General features: G+C 60.9%; 17 protein-coding genes. 11 read left to right on the top strand and 6 right to left on the bottom strand.

Going from position 1 to position 18,809, the window contains the following annotated elements; all coding sequences use genetic code 11:
* Positions 1–58: 58 nt before the first annotated feature.
* The gene (locus G5S37_RS24090) at positions 59–1,405 is read left to right on the top strand and encodes a carbon-nitrogen hydrolase family protein (protein ID WP_206026122.1); all 1,347 of its coding nucleotides are present in this window, start codon (positions 59–61) and stop codon (positions 1,403–1,405) included.
* Between the two features lie 16 nt (positions 1,406–1,421).
* Here G5S37_RS24090 and G5S37_RS24085 read toward each other — a convergent pair whose 3' ends face one another.
* Positions 1,422–2,351 (bottom strand): dihydrodipicolinate synthase family protein, encoded by a 930-nt coding sequence (locus G5S37_RS24085; RefSeq protein ID WP_165207402.1) that lies wholly within the window; start codon positions 2,349–2,351, stop codon positions 1,422–1,424.
* 184 nt (positions 2,352–2,535) lie between these two features.
* Here G5S37_RS24085 and G5S37_RS24080 point away from each other — a divergent pair, with 184 nt between their 5' ends.
* The 4 genes from G5S37_RS24080 (at position 2,536) to G5S37_RS24065 (ending at position 8,026) form a co-directional block, all read left to right on the top strand.
* Positions 2,536–3,426 (top strand): phosphatidate cytidylyltransferase, encoded by an 891-nt coding sequence (locus G5S37_RS24080; RefSeq protein ID WP_165207401.1) that lies wholly within the window; start codon positions 2,536–2,538, stop codon positions 3,424–3,426.
* Between the two features lie 129 nt (positions 3,427–3,555).
* Positions 3,556–4,809 (top strand): 1-deoxy-D-xylulose-5-phosphate reductoisomerase, encoded by a 1,254-nt coding sequence (locus G5S37_RS24075; RefSeq protein WP_165207400.1) that lies wholly within the window; start codon positions 3,556–3,558, stop codon positions 4,807–4,809.
* The gene (locus G5S37_RS24070) at positions 4,809–7,061 is read left to right on the top strand and encodes a glycosyltransferase family 2 protein (RefSeq protein ID WP_165207399.1); all 2,253 of its coding nucleotides are present in this window, start codon (positions 4,809–4,811) and stop codon (positions 7,059–7,061) included. The genes G5S37_RS24075 and G5S37_RS24070 overlap by 1 nt, the downstream gene beginning before the upstream one ends.
* A complete protein-coding gene (locus G5S37_RS24065; protein ID WP_165207398.1) occupies positions 7,058–8,026 on the top strand; it encodes a methyltransferase domain-containing protein in 969 nt (322 codons plus the stop codon). Before G5S37_RS24070 ends, G5S37_RS24065 begins: the two co-directional genes overlap by 4 nt.
* A 51-nt stretch (positions 8,027–8,077) precedes the next feature.
* On the opposite strand, the gene thiS is transcribed toward G5S37_RS24065, so the two are convergent.
* The 4 genes from thiS to G5S37_RS24045 form a co-directional block, all read right to left on the bottom strand.
* Positions 8,078–8,281 carry a sulfur carrier protein ThiS gene (thiS, locus tag G5S37_RS24060; protein ID WP_165207397.1) on the bottom strand — a complete coding sequence of 68 codons (204 nt, stop codon included), beginning with the start codon at positions 8,279–8,281 and terminating at the stop codon, positions 8,078–8,080.
* A gap of 79 nt (positions 8,282–8,360) precedes the next feature.
* Positions 8,361–10,307 (bottom strand): SpoIIE family protein phosphatase, encoded by a 1,947-nt coding sequence (locus G5S37_RS24055; protein WP_165207396.1) that lies wholly within the window; start codon positions 10,305–10,307, stop codon positions 8,361–8,363.
* A gap of 15 nt (positions 10,308–10,322) precedes the next feature.
* Positions 10,323–10,679: an STAS domain-containing protein gene (locus G5S37_RS24050; RefSeq protein ID WP_165207395.1), complete on the bottom strand. Its 357-nt coding sequence runs from the start codon at positions 10,677–10,679 to the stop codon at positions 10,323–10,325.
* Between the two features lie 25 nt (positions 10,680–10,704).
* Positions 10,705–11,127 (bottom strand): ATP-binding protein, encoded by a 423-nt coding sequence (locus G5S37_RS24045; protein ID WP_165207394.1) that lies wholly within the window; start codon positions 11,125–11,127, stop codon positions 10,705–10,707.
* Between the two features lie 195 nt (positions 11,128–11,322).
* Here G5S37_RS24045 and sucC point away from each other — a divergent pair, with 195 nt between their 5' ends.
* Genes sucC through G5S37_RS24025 form a run of 4 tightly spaced genes read left to right on the top strand, consistent with a single transcriptional unit; the run spans position 11,323 to position 14,185 of the window.
* Complete coding sequence (gene sucC / locus G5S37_RS24040) at positions 11,323–12,507, top strand: ADP-forming succinate--CoA ligase subunit beta (RefSeq protein WP_165207393.1); 1,185 nt, start codon at positions 11,323–11,325, stop codon at positions 12,505–12,507.
* A 47-nt stretch (positions 12,508–12,554) separates the two neighbouring features.
* Positions 12,555–12,932: a VOC family protein gene (locus G5S37_RS24035; protein WP_165207392.1), complete on the top strand. Its 378-nt coding sequence runs from the start codon at positions 12,555–12,557 to the stop codon at positions 12,930–12,932.
* Between the two features lie 52 nt (positions 12,933–12,984).
* Positions 12,985–13,893, top strand: coding sequence for a succinate--CoA ligase subunit alpha (gene sucD / locus G5S37_RS24030; protein ID WP_165207391.1), 909 nt, complete (start codon positions 12,985–12,987; stop codon positions 13,891–13,893).
* Positions 13,894–13,939: 46 nt separating this feature from the next.
* Positions 13,940–14,185, top strand: a complete 246-nt coding sequence (locus tag G5S37_RS24025) for a hypothetical protein (RefSeq protein ID WP_165207390.1) — start codon at positions 13,940–13,942, stop codon at positions 14,183–14,185.
* Between the two features lie 688 nt (positions 14,186–14,873).
* Here G5S37_RS24025 and G5S37_RS24020 read toward each other — a convergent pair.
* Positions 14,874–15,209 carry a hypothetical protein gene (locus G5S37_RS24020; protein ID WP_165207389.1) on the bottom strand — a complete coding sequence of 112 codons (336 nt, stop codon included), beginning with the start codon at positions 15,207–15,209 and terminating at the stop codon, positions 14,874–14,876.
* A 114-nt stretch (positions 15,210–15,323) separates the two neighbouring features.
* Here G5S37_RS24020 and G5S37_RS24015 point away from each other — a divergent pair, with 114 nt between their 5' ends.
* Both G5S37_RS24015 and G5S37_RS24010 read left to right on the top strand, forming a co-directional pair.
* A complete protein-coding gene (locus G5S37_RS24015; RefSeq protein WP_165207388.1) occupies positions 15,324–16,094 on the top strand; it encodes a sigma-70 family RNA polymerase sigma factor in 771 nt (256 codons plus the stop codon).
* Positions 16,095–16,252: 158 nt separating this feature from the next.
* Positions 16,253–18,757 (top strand): serine/threonine-protein kinase, encoded by a 2,505-nt coding sequence (locus G5S37_RS24010; RefSeq protein WP_165207387.1) that lies wholly within the window; start codon positions 16,253–16,255, stop codon positions 18,755–18,757.
* The last annotated feature ends 52 nt before the right edge of the window (positions 18,758–18,809 follow it).

Genomic DNA, 18,809 nt, shown 5'->3' with positions numbered 1-18,809 from the left:
GAGGAGTGCAACCGGCTCTTTGGTGGAAAATTGCCACTCTAAGCATCGTATGGCCAACATGAACGCAAGGTTCCTCCGTGCTGCTTTCCTGTCTTTTGCTCTTTCTGGTTCCGTATTGCGGGGCGCGTCTCCGCCCTCGAACTGGCAGAGCTGGGCACCTCGTGAAGAGATTGCGCCGGAATTTTCTTTCGAGGAAAAGGCCGGGGTCGATGGCAAAGGCGCCTGGATCATCAAGACCGCGCAGCGAGAAGGGCAGCAGGGCTGCTGGAAGGGGGAGTTTCCAGTGCAGGGTGGCAAGCCCCATCGCTTTTTGGTTTGGTACAAGGCTCGTGGTGTGGAGAATGCGGACCACAGCGTCGTCGCCCGCATTCTGTGGCGGGATGCTCAGGACAAGCCGCTGAAGCACGCCGAGCCCACCTTCACTGCCTATCGCAAAGGTGAATCTCCCAAGGCCGAGCCCGAGTACCCGAGTCGTCAGGAGGAAGTCAAAAATTGGGGACGCATGAGTGACACCTATCTCGTGCCACCGGGAGCTACCAAGGGCATTGTTGAGCTGTATTTGCAGTGGCAGCCCGGCGCCCGGGTGGAGTGGAGCGGCATCAGTCTCGAGGAGGTGGCGGAGATGCCCTCACGCAAGGTGCGGTTGGCCACGATTCATTTCCAGCCGCGTGAAGGGAAGACCATCCTGGAGAAGGCGCGTCTCTTCGAGCCCCTGCTGGCCGAGGCGGCGAAACAGAAAGCGGACTTCGTGGTGCTGCCGGAAACGCTCACTTACTACGCAAGCGGCAAGTCCATGGTGGAGTGCGCGGAAACGGTGCCGGGCAGTGTGACGGATTACTTCGGCACGCTGGCGAAGCAGCATAACAACTACATCGTGGCCGGCCTCATCGAGCGCGACGGCCCGCTGGTGTACAATGTGGCGGTGTTGATTGGCCCGGATGGCAAGGTTGCGGGCAAGTATCGCAAATGCGCCCTGCCTCGCAGTGAGGTGGAGGCCGGTGTGACTCCGGGGCATGAGTACCCGGTCTTCAACACCCGCTTTGGCAAGGTCGGCATGATGGTGTGTTATGACGGATTTTTTCCTGAAGTGGCGCGCCAGCTCACCATCAATGGCGCAGAAGTGATCGCGTGGCCCGTGTGGGGATGCAATCCCATGCTGGCCCAGGCTCGCGCCTGCGAAAACCACGTGTATGTAGTGAGCAGCACCTATGGGAAACCCGAGGATGGCTGGATGCTCTCCGCCATCTATGGACACGACGGCACGGTACTGGACTACGCCAAGGAATGGAGCACCGTGGTGGTGCAGGAGGTGGATCTGGAGAAGCGCGAGCACTGGAACAGCCTCGGCGATTTCAAGGCCCAGATCCCCAGCCACCGTCCCCCTTGGGTGACGACTGCCAAGTAACAGGAGCAGCCGGAGATTACTCCGGTTTCAGCCACTCAAAGAATCCCAGGGACTCCAGCTCGCTCTGGAGCACCCTCTTTTGCGAGTGATCCAGGGTACTGTTGGGCAGGCGGGGTGGCCCCACGGGGACGCCCAGCATCTCCATGGTAGCCTTGGCGGCTCCCATGTACCCGTGACGGGCGAGCGTGGCGATGATCTGCGTGCTGCGGAGTTGCTCCGTGCGGGCCGCTTCCAGGTCGTTGCGGGCGAAGGCGGCCATCAGTCGCTGGTACACCGGGGCGGCGAAGTTGAAGCTGCTGCCCACGGCTCCGCGGGCCCCGGTGGCCAGGGCACCGAGCATCCACTCGTCCATGCCCCAGGGGATGTCCCAGTAGCCGGGGTCCATCTGCAGGCACTGCAGGTAGGCCATCAGGTCGGGATTCGTGAATTTGAGACCGGCCAGGGTGGGGATGCGCTCGGCGGCCTTGGAAAGAAACTCGGGCATGGAGAAGGACACCCCGGTCATGGCGGGGATGTCATAGTGGTAGAAAGGGGTGTCCGGTGCGGCGGCCGCGATCCGGGCGGCACAGGAGATGAGCACATCCACACTGCGCGGCTTGAAATAGGAGGGCGAGAGCGCGGAAATGGCCGCGGCGCCGTGCTGCTGGGCATGTGCCGCAAGGGAGGCGGCGTCTTCAAGGCAGTTCGCCCCCACGTGGACGATGACGCGCAGGGGTGTGCCTTTCACCACGCTTATCCAGCGCTCGGTGAGGGCGTTTCGCTCCGCGAGGGTCAGCGAGTGACTCTCCCCAGTGCTGCCACCGATGAATACCGATCCGATGTTCCACTTCAGGAGGTGGGCGGCGAGAGGCTCCACGGCATCCAGATGGAGCGATCCATCAGGCTGGAAGGGCGTGTGGGTGGCGGGGGTGAGACCGAGCAGGCGCTGGGATTCGGGCAGATTCATGGAGCAGGTGACCAGGGGTCGAAAGCCTCAGCCTAGGCGTGAGTTCCGGGCCGTCGCGGGGAGAATGCTGGTCTGCCGAGCAGACCAGTGGAGCGGGGGCAGGCGATTCGTCCTGAACATCGCCACAAACTCTTATTTGCCTCACGGGCGCAATTTGCTTTGATGGCCGTTTTCCGACCACTACATGTCTGCCCCCCAGAGCGCTCCACAGACCGCCCCCAGCAAGGGAAAGGTGTTTATCATCCGTCTGGGAAGCACGATCGCCCTTTGGACGCTCATCACGATTGGGCTTCTGATGGGGCTCGACTGGCTGCTGGTGCTGATGATCGCCTTGGCAGGCATCGGCACCTCCGCGGAGTATTTCCGCCTGGAAGCCCGGGATCCACGGGCGAAGCCGTATCGGTGGGTCGGTTTTGGATTGTGCCTGGCATTTTGGGTCGTCCTCGGCTGGCAGACCATTCCGCAGGGCATTGAGCCTCCGTGGTGGCTGGAAGCGGCGTTCCTTGCCGCCACCCTCCAGGCTGCCTTCCTTCCCGCGCTCGCGCATACCTTGGAAGGTCGCGAGACGCTGCTCCGCATCTATTTCACCATCTTCGGGGTGATCTACACCGCGCTGATGATGGGCTTCCTCGCGCGCATCCTCTTCATGGAGCAGGCCGCGAGCGGGTCCCACCTGCTGCTCATGATCATCATGGTCACGAAGTTCAGTGACATGGGCGCCTATGCTTTTGGTTCCTTGTTCGGGAAGCACAAGATGATCCCCCACATCAGCCCGGCGAAGACCTGGGAGGGGTTGAGCGGTGCGTTTGCCGGGGCGTTTCTCGCCATGTGCAGCATGATGCTCATCGTGCCGGACAAGCTCGCGCCGCTCACCTGGACCACGGCGCTTCTCCTCGCGCCAATACTCTGTATTGCGGCGGTCATCGGTGACCTCGCGGAGTCCGTACTGAAACGCTGCCACAGCATCAAGGACTCCGGCCATAAGCTTCCCGGTATCGGCGGCATATTGGACCTCACGGACAGCCTTCTTTTCACGGCGCCCGTCTGCTATTTCTTCCTGCGCATCATTGCCTAGCCCAACCATTTGAGGGACCCCGAAACGTCCCGGGCATTTGATTTACAGGAGCGCTTTCTGCTTGCGGCCCCGCTACGGCAATCGAAGGGTTGCGGCTGCATCGACCGCATGGCTGACTTTTCGCATCGAATGACCTCCCACCCACAACAGGGGTTGGAAACCACCCGCTCCTCAAGCGGCGCCCTCAACGTCAACGTGGGTGCAGCATCCACGGCAAGGGACGTGCACCCGGTTCGCCGTCGCAAGGTGCTCGTCCTTGGCTCCACCGGCTCCATTGGCACCAGTGCCATGAAGGTGGCGCGGGACATTCCGGATCGCATGGAGATCGTGGGCCTGGCTGCCCAGCGCAGTGTGGACGCGCTTGTCGCACAGGTGGTGGAGACCAAGGTGAAGCAAGTGTGCGTGACGGATGAAGATGCCGCCAAGCGTGCGCGGGAACTGCTGCCACCCGATGTGCGGATCTTCTCGGGCAATGCTGGTCTTGTTGAAATCGTTCGCGAATCTGAGGCAGACATCGTGCTGGTGGCCATCGTTGGTATTGCCGGCCTCGCGCCTTCCCTTGAGGCCATCGAGCGCGGCATGGATCTCGCCGTGGCCAGCAAGGAGATTCTGGTGATGGCTGGTGAAGCGGTGATGTCTTCCGCTGCACGAAAGAACGTGAACGTGCTGCCTGTCGATAGCGAGCACAACGCCATCTTCCAATGCCTGGAGCAGCGGGACCCTGCGCACATCCGGCGCCTTCTGCTCACCGCAAGCGGTGGACCATTTCGCAAGGCGAATGCGGCGGATCTGGAGAGCGTTACCGTGGCTCAGGCGCTCAAGCATCCGACGTGGAGCATGGGACGGAAAATCACGATTGATTCCGCCACGCTGTTCAACAAAGGCCTGGAGATGATCGAGGCGCACTGGCTTTTCGGCGTGCCGATGAAACGCGTGGAAGTCGTGGTGCATCCGCAGAGCATTGTGCACAGCATGGTGGAGTTCGTGGACAACTCCGTGCTCGCGCAACTCAGCCACAGCGACATGTGTTTCCCGATCCAGTATGCCGTGACCTGGCCAGATCGCGTGACCAACAATCTTCCGCCGCTCGACTTTGCCAAGCTGGCCTCGCTTCATTTCGAAGCGCCGCGGGAGGATGTATTTCCCGCACTGCGTCTCGCGCGTGAAGCGGGAGATGCCGGCGGGACCTTGCCTGCCGTACTCAATGCGGCCAATGAAGTGGCCGTGGAGGCGTTCCTCGCCGGGCGCGTGAAATTCACCGCCATCTGGCAGACCGTCGAGCGCGTGATGCAGGCGCACGACATCCTGGCCCATCCCGTGCTGGACCAACTGGTCGAGGCGGACGCCTGGGCTCGTCGGGCCGCCATCAACCATCTCGCGTGATGAACTCCCCTGGTTTGGACCATCGTGATCCGCAGGGATTTGTGGTGGATACAGGGCATGCTTTTGCCTTTTCCGTAACGCCGGCTCGCGAAGAGTCCGCCGGCGTGCTGGCACGCCGGGCGCGGCTTCGGGGTGTGGACCTCTGCGTGACGGCCCTGTCCAACTCCTGCACCCTGCAGGGCTGGTTCGTGCCGGCGCCTTCGACGGACATTTTCGGCATCCGGGCGGTCACCGGCCAGACCATCCTGGTGGCCAGGCGCAAACAATTCCGTCCGGAGGCCCTGATGGAGAATCCCGGGAGGCCGGAAGCTCTTCATTCTGGTTTTTCGATTGAGTTGACGTTGGAATCGGGGTGGACCCGTTTCGAACTGCAATACAAGTCCGAGCAGCGGAAGTGGGTGCCCTTTGCGACGTGCGATGTGAAACTTCCCTGGGCCTGGAGATTCATGAAGCGCTTCGTCCGCCGCGCCCCTGCAAACAGTTACGAACGCTGGCTGCGCAGCTATGGGGATCCGGATGCGATGGAACTGGAAGCCATGCGCGACGCCTTGGGACGCATGCCCAGCCAGCCGTTGCTGTCTGTCTTGATGCCAGTCTACGATTCGCCGGAGCGCTGGCTGCACCGTGCCATCCAGTCCGTCCAGAAGCAGGTGTATGCCAACTGGGAGCTGTGCATTGCAGATGATTGTTCCCCTTCTCCAAGAGTGCGTGAATTCCTGCAAAAGCAGGCTGCGCTCGATCCGCGCATCAAGCTGTGTTTCCGCGCGGCCAATGGGCACATCTGCCGTGCTTCAAACTCTGCGCTCGAGTTGTGCTCGGGCGAGTTCACCGTGCTGCTGGATCACGATGATGAACTCCCGCCGCACGCCCTGTTCCACATCGCCTGGGAGGCGGCGCAGGATCCCGAGGTGGGCATCATTTTCAGTGATGAAGACAAGGTCGATGCCAACGGCGTGCGAAGCGGTCCCTATTTCAAGCCCGGCTGGAATTATGACCTCCTTCTTGGGCAGAACTGTGTGAGCCACCTGGGAGCGTTTCGCACCAGCCTCCTTCGAGAGGTGGGGGGATTCCGGCCCGGTTACGAGGGCAGTCAGGATTGGGACATTACTCTGCGCGCCGTGACTCGCTGTGGCCGGGACAAGGTGCGGCACATTCCCAGAGTGCTCTACCACTGGCGCACCCTTCCGACTTCGACCGCATCCAGCAACGAGGCCAAGCCCTATGCCGCCTCGGCGGGATATCGCGCTGTGGAAGATCATCTGCATGCCACTGGCACTGGAGCGGTGTTGCAGCCCCTGGATGGTGGCAGATGGCAGGTGCTCTGGCCTCTGCCAGAGCCGGCGCCTCGCGTCTCCATCATCATTCCCACGAGAGATCAGCATGCGCTGCTCCGCGACGCCATCGAGTCCCACATGAGCATCACGGATTACCCGGATGTGGAATTGATCGTGGTCGACAATGAATCCACCTGTCCGGACACGCTGGGCTATTTGCAGTCGCTGGAACGAACGCATGCAAACATCAAGATCCTCCGGCATACAGGCGCGTTTAACTGGTCTGCCTTGAACAACCTGGGAGCCGGGGAGACCACGGGTGAGGTGCTCGTGTTCCTCAACAACGACGTGCGTATCACATCGCCTGACTGGCTTCGCGAACTCGTGCGCCAGTCCTGCCGGGAGGGCGTGGGAGCCGTGGGAGCCTGCTTGCTGTATGATCAAGGTCTCATCCAACATGCCGGCGTGGTATTGAGCATGGCTGGAGTTGCTGGGCATGTTTTCCGTCATTCGCCACCGGATGCACCTTCCATTGGTGGGCCGCCGGATCTCGTGCGGGAGGTGTCCGCCGTTACCGGAGCATGTCTGGCGGTGCGGAAGGACGTTTTCATCCAGGCGGGAGGATTCGACGAAGAGGCATTGCCCATCGCGTACAACGACGTGGACTTTTGCCTGCGCCTTCGGAGCCTGGGTTTGACGAATGTCTACACACCGTTCGCCACTCTTGTGCACCACGAATCCCAAAGCCGTGGCGCCATGGAGGCCACTTCGGAGCGCAAGGCGGCCGTGGCCCTTGAGGCTCATGAATTGATGCGCCGGTGGCCTCTGCAGGTTCACCGCGATCCGTGCTACAACGTCAACCTGTCCCTGGAAGTCGAACTGCCCGTCATGGCGCGTCCCCGCCGTGAGTGGCCCTGGTTGCAGGCCCAGGGCTCGTGCGCGGCATTTCAGTCCCAGAATCCATCTCGAAGCTTATGAAACTCCCGTTCGTCCGCAGAAAGAAACATGAGGCCTCGCTGCTCCATGAGAAGACACGCCGTGTAAAGGCCAAGGAGTCCGGCAAGCGTGCCAAGAAATCGGCCGACCGTGCGAAAAAGAAGGTGAAGCAGCTGGAAGGCCGAATCACGGAGTTGCTCGGCATTCTGGAAATCATGCAAGGTCAGTTGGCTGGAACTGGAGCTGGAGCTGGAGCAGTGAATCCTGCGCCGGTGTCGCTGGTGAACGGAGATCTGCGTGCGCTGTTTGCGCTCAAGCTAAAAGGCGAAGGCATTGAGATTGGCGCCTTGCATTATCCCCTGCGCGTACCGCCGGGCGTGAAGGTGCGGTATGTGGACAAACGCACCAAGAAGGAGAACGAGGACACCTTTCCCGAGCTCGCGAGCAAGAACATCGTGGAGACCCACTGGATCGGGGATGGTCAGTGGCTTGAGGGCATGGCGGATGAGAGTCAGGATTTCGTCATCGCCAACCACATGTTGGAGCATTGCGTGAACCCGCTCAAGACACTCGAGCATTTCCTGCGGGTGCTCAGACCGGAAGGGCGGCTTTTCATCGCGCTTCCGGACAAGCGATTTACCTTCGATGTGGAGAGGCCGCTGACGCCCTTCGAACACGTGCTGCAGGACTATCGCTCCAATCGCCAGGTGGAGGATCGCGAGATGTATGAGGAGTATCGTGACTTTGTGGATGCCTCGTTCGACGTGGACAAGGCATTGCAGACAAAGGCCGATATCCATCACCATGTGTGGACCCAGGCGGAGGTGCTGGAGTTCTTTACCGAAGCCAAACGCAAGCTGGGGTGGCCACTGGAAATTGAGCTATTCGGGAGCCAGGGCATCGAGGTGGTGCTGGTCATGCAGAAGATCGAACCGATCCTCGGTGACCACGCCAAACGTTTCGCGCCTGCTGCCGCCAATGGGGGAACTGCCGCGCAGGCAAAATAGAAGGTTGCCGCGCCTGAGTCCGGCGTGAATCCATCGCACCGGGCTGCTCAATCAGCCTCCGGCGGTGATCTGCACGAGCTCGAGCACGTCTCCCTCCGCAAGGGGCGTGGATGCAAGTTCGCGCGGGAAGAGCGCGCGCTGATTCAACTCCACCACCACCGGCTTGCCCGCCAGTCCCAGGAAATCCAGGAGCGCCGCCACGGTGGAGGAGGTGCCGGAAAATTGGGTGGGCGTGCCGTTGACGGTGACTTGCATGAAGAGGGAACGTGTGAGTCTGCGAAGGAGGATGATCCCAGCGAAAATGCAAGCCGATGCGAGCACCGCAAGGACTGGACTATCCCCGCGACACTTCCTTGGGATTGAAGTTCACTGCCAGAACGGTGAGGTCGTCTGAGGCTTCGTGGCCGCTGGCGTGGTGTTGCACATCGGCGATGACTGTCTGGGTGAGCATTTCCACGGAGACATCCATGCTCTTCTCCAGCAGGGCCTCGAGGCGCGCGGTGGAATAGAGTTCGTTCTTCTGGTTAAACGCCTCGGTCACGCCATCGGTGTAGAAGAAAACGCGGTCAGCGGGATTGAGCTGTGTGGTGGCGGTCTTGAACTGGATGTCTTTCACCAGACCCAGCGCGGGATTGCGCGCGCTCTCGATCGGCACGGGCGGCTTGCCATGTACGAGGCGGTACGGGGCCAGGTGCCCTGCATTACACATCTCCAGGGTGCCACTCTGCACATCCAGCATGGCGTACAGCAGCGTGACGAACATGCCCGTGTGCGTCTCCGCGCAGAGGGCATTGTTCACCCGGGCCATGACGTCCGTGACGGTGCGTGTGGCATCGGCGTGCGCCTGGAAGAGCGTCTGCGTCATGGCCATGAAAAGGGCGGCGGGCACCCCTTTTCCGGACACATCACCGATCAAGATGGAGAGGCGCCGCTCATCCAAAAACCGGTAGTCGTAGAAGTCGCCGCCCACCTCGCGCGCGGGCTGGATGATGGCATGCAGTGCTACTCGGGCATGGCCCTGCCAGTTGGACTTGTCCCGCCATTCGCGCGGCAGCATGCTCATCTGGATGCTGCGGGCGGCGTTGAGTTCACCCGCCATGCGCTCCTTCAGCGTGGTGGTGTAGCGCAGCTCCTCCATGCGCATGCGCAGGTCGCGGGTCATCTTTTCAAACGCGGAAGCCAGTTCCTTCACTTCGTCGATGTTGGAGCGCGACTCCAGGCGCTGGACGAGATCGCCATCCGCGATCTTCCGCGCGGCGCTGGCCAGTTCCGCCACCGGCTCGCTGACAGAGCGTGCGACGAGCCACAGGATGGTGAACAGGAAGAGGAGGCCGAGCAGACCGATGATGATCAGGTAATTCAGCAGCCGGTTGGCGTCCGCAAAGACCTCCCGCTCGGGGTAGACGAGTGCCAGCATGAAATTCGCCGCTGGCACCGGAGAGTAGGCCACGCGCACGGGACGTTTGTGCAGGGGATCCGTGGCCGCGATGAAACCTTCGCTGCCCGGCATGAGCGCAGCTGCGAGCTCGGGATTGAGCTGCTCAAGCTTCGTGGTCATGATCTTCCCCTTGTCCGGGCAGCCCAGGATCCGTCCTTCCGGGCTCAGGAGGAGGGCATACCCGGTTTCTCCCACGGTCAGGGCATTTAGGTCACCCAACAGGGCCTCCAGAGAAATGTCGATGGTGGCCACGCCCCAAAATTCCCCTTCGGATCCGTTCTGGCTGGGTTTGCGAAAGGGCACGCTGCGCGTGGTCATGATGACATTGCCACCGCCGGTGTCGAAGTAGGGCTCCGTCCACACAGCGTGGCCGAGACGCTTGGGATCGTTGTACCAGGGCCACTCGAAGTGGTTGTACCCGGGCGGGATCAGATTCTCGAACGTGGCCTGCCCATCCTTCCAGTAGGCGTAGGGGCAGTAGTTGGTGACGCCGGGGATGAAGGTATTGGGCTCGAAGGCCAGGCAGCTACCGTAGATCCCGGGTGTCTTTGCCAGGGAGTCGGTGATGTATTTCTTCACCGTCTCCTGATCCTTCATGGCGCCACTCTCAAAGAGGCGCGCGTGCATGTGGGGCACCTGGGCCGCGGTGGCCAGCACCTGATCGAGCTTTGCCGCATGGATGCGGACCATGCCGAGGGCCTCGGCCGCCGTGGACTCGACCGAGCGGCTGAAGGTCAAATACGTCACCAGCCCGAAGGCCAGGACAAGAAAGACGGAGGCAGGAATGCCAATCAGGCGGGTGAACCGCGACTTCAGCGAGCCTTTGAGCAGATTGGCAAACACTGTCGCGAGGAGGGATTAGGCAGCCGCCTGTGAGAGCGGCTGTATCTGCGCCAGGGCAGCCGCCCGTGAGTCATACACCGTGAGGATGCGGTCAAAACCGATGGTCTCAAACACCAGCTTCACATTCATGGTGAGCCCGCAGAAGGCGCATTTGCCGCCGGTGGCTTCCTTGCGCTTGGCGACGAGGAGAAACACACGCAGGCCGGCGCTGTTGATGTACTCCAGGGAGGTGCAGTCCACGAGGAGCTGGTTTTCCCCGGTGTCCGCCAGGGCGACAAGAGTATTCTCCAGTTCCCCGGCATTCAGCGTATCCACGTGACCGCCAAGGCAGGCGATGGAAAGTCCGGGCTGGGTCTCAATGCTGAAGGTCATGGCGGGAGGCGGTGGGAGATTTAGCTCAGGCGACTTTTTTCGAAATGGTCAGGCGGTTGCGCGTGCCGATGCGCTGGTAGTTCACAGTATCCATCAAACTGCGAACCAGATGAATGCCGAGTCCTCCCGGATTGCGCTCCTGCAGGGGAGCGCCCACATCGGGGGCTGGCATGCTGAGAGGATTGAAGGCGCATCCATCGTCCTCGACTTCCGCACGCACTTCATCTTTCACGGTGCTGAGGCGCAGGACGATTTCCTTGGGAGGGGGTGGCTGCTTCTGCGAGTGGGTCACAATGTTGGTGACCAGCTCGTCGAGTGAAAGATTCACCACAAAGAGCGCATCCTCCGGGATTCCATGCCACTGACCGAACTCACGCACAATCTTCCCGACGAGGACAGTCTCCCCGAGGTTCACATTGAGTCGCGTGCTGAAATTTCCCGGACGCATGGACAAGTAATAAACTCCCGTTGAATGAATCGCGCAAGTACGCGTTTCGCGATGCCCCGGTTGCCTCTTTAGGGTGACTGGCTCGAAAGTTGCACTGGGCGGATTCTTCCAACTCTGCGCCTTGACGCTGCGAGGCGTGTCCCTATGCTCGCGGCTCGTTCTTTCCGTTCCCTTTCCGCTGACACTTTCCCTTCCATGAACATTCACGAATACCAGGCCAAGGAGCTTTTTGAGAAATTCGGCGTCGCCACACCCAAAGGAAAGGTCGCCGGCACGGCGGAAGAGGCGGGAGCTGCAGCGCGTGAGCTTGGTGGTGAGGGACTTGTGGTGAAAGCGCAGATCCACGCAGGTGGACGCGGCAAGGGTACCTTTAAAAATGGATTCAAAGGTGGCGTGCACGTCATCAACACCGCTGATGAAGCGCAGGACATCGCTGGCAAGATGTTGGGCCAGACGCTGGTGACGCACCAGACCGGGCCGGACGGCAAGCTGGTGAGCAAGGTGCTCGTGGCCAAGTCCGTGGACATTGCCAAGGAATACTACTTTGCCATCCTGCTCGACCGAGCAAACAGCCGTCACTCCATCATCGCCAGCACCGAAGGTGGCGTGAACATCGAGGAAGTAGCCGAGAAGACCCCGGAGAAGATCATCAAGGAAGGCATCCACCCCACGCTGGGCTTGCAGGCCTACCAGTGTCGCAAAGTGGCCGCGGCGCTCGGCCTCCGCGGGCCGCTCATGAACCAGGCGGTGAAGCTCTTCACCGCGCTCTACAATCTCTTCATCAAGGTAGACTGCTCCATGGTCGAGGTGAATCCGCTGGCCATCACCACGGACGGCCAGCTCGTGGCGCTCGATGCGAAGTTCAACTTCGATGACAACGCCCTTTACCGTCAGAAGGACGTGGTGGCGATGCGTGACAAGACCGAGGAAGATCCTCGTGAAGTCGCTGCCAGCGAATACAACCTGAACTACATCGGCTTGGACGGAAACATCGCCTGCCTCGTGAACGGCGCCGGTCTGGCCATGGCTACGATGGACATCATCAAGTTCTCCGGTGGTGAGCCTGCCAACTTCCTCGACGTGGGTGGTGGCGCTTCCAAGGAGCAGGTGACGGCCGCCTTCAAGATCATCCTCGGTGACCCGAATGTGAAGGGCATCCTGGTGAACATCTTCGGCGGCATCATGGACTGTAACATCATCGCCACGGGCATCATCGCTGCGGCGCAAGAGACCAGCCTTTCCATTCCGCTCGTGGTGCGCCTCGAAGGCAACAACGTGGTGGCTGGCAAGAAGACGCTCGCGGAGAGCGGTCTTGCCATCACCGGTGCGGATGACCTCGCGGATGCGGCGAAGAAGATTGTCGCGGCGGTGGCTGCCTAGTCTCCGCCTTCGCTTGAAGAGCTCAGTTTTTCAGAAGGAGAGTTACCATGCTTAAAGTTTCTGAAATCGCTTTCTCCTGTTACCCCGTAACGGACATGGCTCGCGCCTGCGCCTTTTACGAGGGCGTGCTTGGTCTTAAGAAGACCATGGACCACGACATGGGGGAAAGCGGACACTGGGTCGAGTTCGACATCGGTCCTGCCACCTTGGGTCTCGGCAAGTACGCCGGATTCACGCCCACCAAGGACGGCTGCACCGTCGGTCTCGAGGTCGAGGACTTCGACGCCGCAGTCAAAGCTCTGCAGGACGCTTCCGTGCCGTTCACCATGGGCCCCATGGAGACGCCGGTATGCCACATGCTTTTTGTCAGCGACCCGGAAGGGAACCCGCTCATCATTCACAAGCGCAAACCCGGACACAGCTGAGCCAAGCTGAGCACGAACATTTTTTACGACATCACTCTCACAGACATTCCCCATGGCCATTCTTGTTGATTCAGATACCCGCATTCTCGTCCAAGGCATCACTGGTGACTTTGGCTCTCGTCACGCCAAGGCCTCCCTCGACTACGGCACCAAGCTGGTGGCCGGTGTGACCCCGGGCAAAGGTGGCCAGAGCTTTGACCACGGCTCGCACAAGGTGCCGGTGTATGACACCGTCGCGGAAGCGGTGAAGGAAAGCGGCGCGACCGTGAGCGTGATTTTCGTTCCGCCTCCCTTCGCGGCGGATGCCATCCTGGAAGGTGTGGACGCAGGACTCGATCTCGTGGTGGCCATCACGGAAGGCATTCCGATCAATGACATGGTGAAGGTGAAGTCCGCCATGGCTGGATCCAAGACCCGTCTCATCGGCCCGAACTGCCCCGGCCTCGTGACTCCTGGCACCGGCAAGGATTCCCATGGTGGATGCCGCATCGGCATCGCCCCGGGCTACATCCACAAGCGTGGCAACATCGGCGTGGTCTCCCGCTCAGGCACCCTCACCTATGAAGCCGTGTGGCAGCTCACGACGCGTGGTTACGGCCAGAGCACCTGCGTAGGCATCGGTGGTGACCCGGTGAACGGCACAAGCCACCTCGACGTGCTGAGGCTCTTCAACGAAGATCCCGAGACTGAAGCCATCATCATGATCGGCGAAATCGGCGGCAACGCGGAAACGGAAGCCGCCCGCTGGGCCAAGGACAACTGCAAGAAGCCCATCGCTGGCTTCATCGCCGGAGCCACCGCTCCTCCCGGACGCCGCATGGGCCACGCCGGCGCCATCGTAGGCGGCGCGGATGACACCGCCGAAGCCAAGAAGCGTATTCTGGCCGAGTGCGGCATCGCCGTCTCCGAGACGCCTGCAGACATGGCGATCACGCTGTTGCGCGCGATGGGGAAGGCCTGAAAGGCAGCCTCTTGACCTTCGGTTCGCCATGCTATCATTTGATAGCATGGCACAGCTAGTCGTTCGCAATTTGGATCCTGCTTTGATCCGCCGCTTGGAAGAGCGGGTGGTGGTCCATGGCGTGTCGGTCGAAGAGGAGCGCCGCCGCATCCTTCAGAGCGTGCTTGCTTCCTCAGAGAGTGACACGAGGTATGATATCTTGAAGCAGGTTCTCGTGGACGCTCATGGAATTTACGATGAACTCCTGTTTGAGCGCTTCAAGGAGTTTCCGCGGGATAGTGTTTTGGAATGATGGATGCCCGCGTCCTGATACCAATTCGATTGATGAATGGGTAGTTTGGTTCTCGCTCGTGGAGAGATCCCTGTCCCCAAGGATCGGGGGCACTCCTGCCCCCATTTCAGGGTGAACCGGGAATGACGCTTGGAAACCGTTTCTGAAGCGTAGAGGAGCACCCGAGCGATTCCTCATTCTATCGACAGCCATCCCAAGTGGGGGCATTCCTGCCATAGGCATTAACCTGAGGATTTCATTTGTGCCGGAGGTGCAATAGCCCGCGAGTTCATCGTCGAAACGAACACACTCTCGAGCCCCTGAGGCACTATTGGCTCAGCATCTTAACGCCCTTCCACAAAATGGGACGGTAGGGATGCGCTCCTGCGCGTCCGTTTATGGCGGGCGGAGGCGGAGGGAGATGCCACATGGCGAGGCCGTTTCGTGTCGCAGTTCCACACCCTCCGCCCGCCCAAAGTCGGACGCGCAGGAGCGCATCCCTACCGTCCCATTTTGTGGAAGGGCGTTTGCCTTGAAGGGCGTAGTCCGCGGAACTGCTTCGACTGTGCCTCATAACCCACTGCGAAAGGCACGCTCTCATTTTGGTTCATGCGTATGGCAGGAGTGCTCCCTTGAGTGATAGCGCCTCCCTCATTTAACCTGTTTTCATCTGAACTTGGTATGAGTGCCAGGGAACTGGGACCGAACATCAAGGCTTCACGTCTTCATCCTCCAAATCATCATCCAGGAACCCCGGTCCGTCTTCGGATCGGGGATTCTTTTTGTGATATTCAATCGTGGCGGGATGATTGTCGTCCCACCAGGGATAGGGTGCCCAGTCGATGGGGGAGCCATCGCAGCCCGGCGTGCCGCATTCCAGCCACAGGCGGCCATCCTCCGCATCTTTCCAAACACGAGCCGCGAGGCCGGTAAAACTCTGGCTGCAGTGCAGGCACCACTTGCTCTGCTCCAGATTTTCCCAGTCACCGTCATGTTCGTTGAGGAGGTTCAGCTTCTTGTTGTGGGGGAGTTCGATGTAGTTCATACCGGAGGGGGAGCAGAGAACGACTTGGACGTGATTGCGAAAGGCTGGAGAAGAATGGGCAGAGGGCAAGAGGAGGCCTTGTAACGTTTCCTCCAGAGAGCTTATGATCCGGGGATGGCTTCGGATCACGACGCTGCGCAAAAATCATTCCGACATGAAACGCTCTTTCTGACCACGCGGTGGTCTGTGGTGCTTGCGGCACGGGACGTGGGGAATGACCATGCACAGCAGGCGATGGAGTTCCTGTGCAGGACCTACTGGCAGCCGCTGTACATCTACGCCCGGCGGCGCGGGCACAGTCCCCAGGACGCAGAAGATGGCACGCAGGGATTCTTCGCAAGACTCCTGGAGAAAGGATTCCTCCAGGCGGTGCAGCAGGAGCGGGGACGCTTTCGCCAGTTCATGCTGATGGCGTTTCAGCGGCATCTGGCCAACGAATGGGACCGCTCACGCCGATTGAAGCGTGGAGGTGGGCAGCATGCCGTGCCGCTGGATACGGTACTGGGTGAAAAGCTTTATCGTGAAGAAACCTCACCGCAGGCCTCGGCAGATGAGGCGTATGACCGTCGCTGGGCGCTGACGCTTCTGGAGCAAACTCTCGGCAGGCTCCGTGCAGAATTTGAGCGATCGGGGCGCGAGCACGACTTCACGGTTCTGAAACCTCAACTGGTGGCTCCACGCGGAGAAAACTCCTACGCAGACCTCGCTGCACAGTTGGGCAGCACCGAAGGGGCCGCGCGTGTGGCGGTGCACCGGCTTCGAAAGCGCTTCCGGGAAATCTTCCGCGAAGAGATCGCGCAAACGGTGGCGAACGAGGAGGACCTGGAAGATGAAATCCGGCATCTGATCACGGTGCTCGCCCATGGCAGTGTCACTTCCCCATGATGGGGCAGCAAAATGGTGCCACATCGCGGCCAATTGTGTAACGTTTGTCCGTCCGTACTTAGGAATCGAACGTGAGCGACACACCATCCCACGCATGTCCCAAATGCGGAGCGCCTCTACCAGCCTCTGCTCCTGAAGGTTTGTGCCCGCGCTGCCTGATGGCGCTGAACCTGGAGGAACCCACCTTGCTCACTGGCCTGGATGCGACGCAACCTTCGCCACCTCCTGTCCCGATACCCACTACGGAGGAGCTTGCACCGCATTTTCCACAGCTTGAAATCCTGGAGTGTCTCGGGCGTGGAGGCATGGGGGTGGTATACAAGGCGAGGCAGAAATCGCTGAAGCGTTTCGTTGCGCTAAAGCTGCTGGCTCCGGAGCGGGTGCAGGATCCTGCGTTTGCCGCGAGATTCGCCCGGGAGGCGGAGGCGCTGGCGGCGCTGAGTCATCCGCACATCGTCACGGTGCATGACTTCGGGCAGGCAGGGTCCTTTTTCTACCTGCTCATGGAGTTCGTGGACGGCGTGAATCTCCGCCAGGCCATGCGCGGTGGAAAACTCACGCCAGAGCAGGCGCTGACGGTGGTGCCACCGATCTGCGAGGCGCTCCAGTACGCGCATGAGCACAGCATTGTGCACCGAGACATCAAGCCGGAAAATCTCCTGCTGAGCAAAGATGGGCGGATCAAGATCGCCGACTTCGGCATCGCCAAGATGCTCGATACACCCACGGATGAAGTGGTGCCCGGCGACTCGCAGCCTGCCGGCACGCCGCAGTACATGGCGCCCGAGCAGCGCGAGCAACCCCAGCGCACGGACCATCGGGCGGATATCTATTCACTCGGCGTGGTGCTGTATGAGATGCTCACCGGAGAGCTGCCCGCGAAGCGACTTGAGCCACCATCGAAAAAAGTTCATGTGGATGTGCGGCTGGATGAAATCGTGTTGCGTGCTCTGGACCGCTCTCCCGAGCTGCGCTGGCAGACAGCGGCGGATTTGCGTACGCAGATCATGACGCTGGGGAAGGCGGATGCAGCCGATGATGATGAGGCTGCTTCTCCTCCAGATCTAGCAGGCGTGGGGGGTGTGGTGAGCTCCGGTGGTGGTGCTGCTGGAAGTGCTCCGCCTGTGCCTCCGATGCCGCCGTCCCCGCCGCCTCCGATGCCGCGTCGTTTGGTCGCGGCACCATCACGAACGTATCCGCGAGCGGCGGCGGTGATGGTGTCCGTGAGTCTGCTCATTCCCTTTTTGCTGTTGATTGTGTTTGGAGGGGTTCGCTCCCTTTCCATGAGCACCCCGACGGCATCGTTTCATGTCAACGGCAGCGGGACGTTCAGCAGTGGCGGTGTTGTTGTGAATCCTCCCGCAGCGTCGGGGCATGAACCCGCCGGCCATGGAGAGGGGAATCTACCCGCAACTTCACCGAAGGTGGTGGTACCCTTCGGAATTTCCAGCACACCTTGGGAGGCGGTGGTGCTGGGGCCCATTCTGGCATTCTGTCTCGTACTGGAACTGGGCTGCATGATCGCTGGCACGCTGCTGGGCTGGTCCCACCTGTCTGCCCAGCGCCGGCGCGGGCCGCCGTTTGAGCATCTCGCGAGCGGATTGTTTGCCTCATGGGTGTGGCCGTGTTTCCTGGGAGGAGGACTGGCGGCCCTGCTGATGCTGCTGATTTGCGCCGTCCTTGGCTTGGTTCGCGGCGCAGGCCCGCTGGCAGTAGTGGCCTTTGGTGGGGCCGTGTGGTGGATCATGCACGCCACGTGGCGCTGGCTGCGCTCGGGTGCCGTGCCCGGAGCAAAGCAGGCCGCCGCTGTGGCATCGGGTGGAAATCATGGATTGATCGTGGGGATTGGCTGCCTGGTGGTGGCCGTGGTGGGATTCCTGATGATTACCCCGATGCTGATGGGCCTGTGGTTTCTTACAGTGCGGAAGGCGCCAGCTCCGGCGCGAGAGGCATTTCCGGAGATTCTCCCGCCGCAGGTCGTCTTACCAGCGCCCGATGTCGAAGTGCAGCTTAAGGTCGGCAAAGATATTCCGATGGAGCAGATCAACAAAGCCATGCAGGCTCTGCAACTCATGAGCGTGGTGCAGGTGAGCATCTCTCGCGTGGAGGATGCGGGATTCATGGCGCGGGTGGTGGCCCCACGTGGCTGTCCGCATCAGAGAGTCGAGGAGGTGGCCCGCCGACTTCGGGATGCCGGGGTGCCGCGCATCGAAACGCAGATGGTCACCCTGGGCCCGGTCACGATGGCGGAGTTGGGGCCAGTGCCGGGAGAATCGAAACTCATCACCGCGGAAGGTGCCCACCCACTGGCGGGTGGGGTCTCGCTCCTCATCCCGTCCCCCGACAGGTCCATCCCCAACCAGCCAGGACAGAGACGCTATCAAATCGTATGGAAGCATGCCGATGCCACACAAACCTTGCGAGGCTACGGCCCCCTGGGCCGTGAGGATGAGCCTTTCGTCGCTTTCTGGAATCAGGGGACCAACTGTCTCTGGCTGGGATCGCCAAGCTACCTGGCGTGGCATGAACTGGGTGCGGAGGCTGGCGACAGCTACCGCGTTTGGTTGTCCCCGCCGGATATTCCCAGGGAGATCGCTGGCATCATGCCGCCTGAATTCGCGAGTGCGATCAAGGCTTGGTATTCCAAGATGCCGCCGCACTGAAAGTCCGAACAAGACATGAGTGAATCATCCAGCTCTGGTGCCGTGAGGTGCT

Origin of the sequence: Roseimicrobium sp. ORNL1 (genome assembly GCF_011044495.1) — a bacterium.
Classification (GTDB): domain Bacteria; phylum Verrucomicrobiota; class Verrucomicrobiia; order Verrucomicrobiales; family Verrucomicrobiaceae; genus Roseimicrobium.
The sequence above is the reverse complement of the archived record's forward strand: the minus strand, read 5'-3'. Positions and strand labels throughout refer to the sequence as shown.

Excerpts from the sequence above, each read along its gene's own strand:
- G5S37_RS24090 (WP_206026122.1), top strand. The coding sequence starts at position 59 with ATGAACGCAAGGTTCCTCCGTGCTGCTTTCCTGTCTTTTGCTCTTTCT.
- G5S37_RS24085 (WP_165207402.1), bottom strand. The coding sequence starts at position 2,351 with ATGAATCTGCCCGAATCCCAGCGCCTGCTCGGTCTCACCCCCGCCACC.
- G5S37_RS24080 (WP_165207401.1), top strand. The coding sequence starts at position 2,536 with ATGTCTGCCCCCCAGAGCGCTCCACAGACCGCCCCCAGCAAGGGAAAG.
- G5S37_RS24075 (WP_165207400.1), top strand. The coding sequence starts at position 3,556 with ATGACCTCCCACCCACAACAGGGGTTGGAAACCACCCGCTCCTCAAGC.
- G5S37_RS24070 (WP_165207399.1), top strand. The coding sequence starts at position 4,809 with ATGAACTCCCCTGGTTTGGACCATCGTGATCCGCAGGGATTTGTGGTG.
- G5S37_RS24065 (WP_165207398.1), top strand. The coding sequence starts at position 7,058 with ATGAAACTCCCGTTCGTCCGCAGAAAGAAACATGAGGCCTCGCTGCTC.
- thiS (WP_165207397.1), bottom strand. The coding sequence starts at position 8,281 with ATGCAAGTCACCGTCAACGGCACGCCCACCCAATTTTCCGGCACCTCC.
- G5S37_RS24050 (WP_165207395.1), bottom strand. The coding sequence starts at position 10,679 with ATGACCTTCAGCATTGAGACCCAGCCCGGACTTTCCATCGCCTGCCTT.
- G5S37_RS24045 (WP_165207394.1), bottom strand. The coding sequence starts at position 11,127 with ATGCGTCCGGGAAATTTCAGCACGCGACTCAATGTGAACCTCGGGGAG.
- sucC (WP_165207393.1), top strand. The coding sequence starts at position 11,323 with ATGAACATTCACGAATACCAGGCCAAGGAGCTTTTTGAGAAATTCGGC.
- G5S37_RS24035 (WP_165207392.1), top strand. The coding sequence starts at position 12,555 with ATGCTTAAAGTTTCTGAAATCGCTTTCTCCTGTTACCCCGTAACGGAC.
- sucD (WP_165207391.1), top strand. The coding sequence starts at position 12,985 with ATGGCCATTCTTGTTGATTCAGATACCCGCATTCTCGTCCAAGGCATC.
- G5S37_RS24025 (WP_165207390.1), top strand. The coding sequence starts at position 13,940 with ATGGCACAGCTAGTCGTTCGCAATTTGGATCCTGCTTTGATCCGCCGC.
- G5S37_RS24020 (WP_165207389.1), bottom strand. The coding sequence starts at position 15,209 with ATGAACTACATCGAACTCCCCCACAACAAGAAGCTGAACCTCCTCAAC.
- G5S37_RS24015 (WP_165207388.1), top strand. The coding sequence starts at position 15,324 with ATGGCTTCGGATCACGACGCTGCGCAAAAATCATTCCGACATGAAACG.
- G5S37_RS24010 (WP_165207387.1), top strand. The coding sequence starts at position 16,253 with ATGGCGCTGAACCTGGAGGAACCCACCTTGCTCACTGGCCTGGATGCG.